Origin of the sequence: Ramlibacter sp. (genome assembly GCF_035706265.1) — a bacterium.
GTDB lineage: Bacteria > Pseudomonadota > Gammaproteobacteria > Burkholderiales > Burkholderiaceae_C > Ramlibacter.
Genome location: NZ_DASSVG010000174.1, coordinates 1 through 2,510, shown reverse-complemented (window position 1 = coordinate 2,510; position 2,510 = coordinate 1). Strand labels below are relative to the sequence as shown.

The following is a 2,510-nucleotide window of genomic DNA, read 5'->3' as shown; positions in this document are numbered from 1 at the left end:
TGGCGCGCTACGTGCGCGAATCCGCCCCGCAGGCCTACGTGCCGATCGTGGTGGTGTCCGGCGACGTGGATTCCCGTCTGTACCGGCGTTCGCTGGGCGAGCACGTCACCGACTACTTCGACAAGGCGCTGGGCTTCCAGGCGCTGGCCGAGTTCATCCGCGGCGACGTCAGCCCGCAGGCCAGCGCCGAGGGCAGCGTGCTGTACGTGGAGGACAGCCGCGTGGTGGCGCTGGCCACGCGGCGGATGCTGGAGAAGATCGGCCTGACCGTGCGCCACGTGGTCAGCGTGGAGGACGCGATCGCCCTGCTGGAAACCGACCGCGCGCTGGGCTGGATCGGTGCCGACGTGGTGCTCACCGACGTCAGCCTGAAAGGGGAGCTGACCGGCGGCGACCTGCTCGAGCATATCCGCAACGTGTTCGGCTACGGCAAGGGCCGCCTGCCGGTGCTGGTCATGACCGGCGACGAGAACCCCGCCAACCAGACCGCGCTGATCCGCGCCGGCGCCAACGACCTGGTGGAGAAGCCGGTCGAGGAAAAACTGCTGATCACCAAGCTGCTGTTCCAGCTGCGCGTGGCGCGCCACCTGCGCGAGCGCGAGCAGGCCGACCGGGACGCATGAGCGGGCATCCGATCCGGCTGGAGCCGTCGTGGAAGGCGCGCCTCGGCGATTACCTGCTGCGGCCGGAAATGCAGGCGCTGGCCGCCTTCCTGCGCGAGGAGAAGCAGGAAGGCAAGCGCATTTACCCGCCCGGGCCGCAGATCTTCGCGGCGTTTGAGCACACCCCGTTCCACGCGGTGCGGGTGGTGATCCTGGGCCAGGACCCGTATCACGGCGCCGGCCAGGCCCACGGCCTGTGCTTCTCGGTGCGTCCCGGCGTGCGGGTGCCGCCGTCGCTGGAGAATATCTTCAAGGAGATCCAGCGCGAGCCGGGCATCCCGCGGCCGGACCACGGCTGCCTCACGCCGTGGGCCGAGCGCGGCGTGCTGCTGCTCAACAGCGTGCTGACGGTGGAGGAGGGCCGGGCCGGCGCCCACGCCAACCGCGGCTGGGAAGGCTTCACCGATGCGGCGATCGATGCGCTCAATCGCGAGCGCGAGGGCCTGGTGTTCCTGCTGTGGGGCTCGTACGCGCAGCGCAAGGGCCAGCTGATCGACACCCGCCGCCACTGCGTGCTGAAGGCGGTGCATCCCTCGCCACTGTCGGCCCATCGCGGCTTCCTCGGCTGCGGGCATTTCGCCGCCGCCAACCGTTATCTGCAGGACCGCGGCGAGCCGCCGATCGACTGGTCGCTGCCGCCGCGCCGCGACCTGCAGGCCGGGCAGCCGGGCAGCGGCGACGGCGGGGCTTGAACCGCGCCCCGGCCGGCCGCATGGGGTGGGGAGAGGGTCTGGACAATCCGGCGAAATATCTGTACTATATAGTTCATTAAGGCCCGGGTTTCTTCCGGATCGAACCAATGCGCGGTTTAGCACTCCAAGAACCCGAGTGCTAAACTTTGACGTCTTGCAGGAGGTTTCACCCATGTCCCAAGCCCTGGTGACCGCCAACTTCCCCTTGCCCAGCGTGGTCGGCAGCCTGGATGCCTACATCTCCGCGGTGCACCGCATCCCGGTGCTCAGCGTGGAGGAGGAGCAGGCGCTCTCGCGCGACTACCTGCAGCAGGACAACCTGGACGCGGCCAAGAAGCTGGTGATGTCGCACCTGCGCTTCGTGGTGCACGTGGCGCGCGGCTATTCCGGCTACGGCCTGCAGCTCGCCGACCTGATCCAGGAAGGCAACATCGGCCTGATGAAGGCGGTCAAGCGCTTCGACCCCGACATGGGCGTGCGCCTGGTCAGCTTCGCCGTGCACTGGATTCGCGCGGAGATGCACGAGTTCATCCTGAAGAACTGGCGCATCGTGAAGGTCGCCACCACCAAGGCGCAGCGCAAGCTGTTCTTCAACCTGCGCAAGAGCAAGAAGCGCCTGGGCTGGATGAACGCCGCCGAGGTGAGCACGGTGGCGAAGGACCTCGGCGTGCCGGAGGCGACCGTGCGCGAGATGGAGTCGCGGCTCTCCGGCCGCGACGTGGGCTTCGAGGCGCCGGTGGATGCCGACGACGACGCCAAGCCGGCACCCGCCGCGTTCCTGATCGACCACGGCGCCGACCCATACGAGAACGTGGCCGACGAAGACCAGGCCGACAGCCAGTTGCAGACGCTGACCGATGCGCTGGGCCACCTGGACGCCCGCTCGCGCGACATCATCCAGCGTCGCTGGCTGGACGACGAGAACAAGGCCACGCTGCAGGATCTGGCCGACGAGTACGGCGTTTCCGCCGAGCGCATCCGCCAGGTGGAAGCCAACGCGATGAAGAAGATGCGCGCGCTCTTCGCGGCATGACCCGAGGCAGGCGATGGCGACCGCGCCGGACTGCCAGCGAACCTGTTGTCACACGGCCCCACGCGGGGCCGTGTGCGTTTCGGGGGCCTGCCGGCTCTACTGCCGCGACGTCGCCGCCTGCCG

General features: G+C 68.8%; 3 protein-coding genes. All 3 read left to right on the top strand.

Annotated elements, in window-relative coordinates; all coding sequences use genetic code 11:
• Window positions 1–623, top strand: a 623-nt coding sequence (locus tag VFM98_RS06650; RefSeq protein WP_325109121.1) for a response regulator, incomplete at its 5' end; no start/stop codon positions are given.
• Window positions 620–1,354, top strand: a complete 735-nt coding sequence (ung, locus tag VFM98_RS06645; protein WP_325109120.1) for a uracil-DNA glycosylase — start codon at window positions 620–622, stop codon at window positions 1,352–1,354. The genes VFM98_RS06650 and ung, both read left to right, overlap by 4 nt.
• 172 nt (window positions 1,355–1,526) lie before the next feature.
• Window positions 1,527–2,387, top strand: a complete 861-nt coding sequence (gene rpoH / locus VFM98_RS06640; protein ID WP_325109119.1) for an RNA polymerase sigma factor RpoH — start codon at window positions 1,527–1,529, stop codon at window positions 2,385–2,387.
• Window positions 2,388–2,510: the final 123 nt, after the last annotated feature.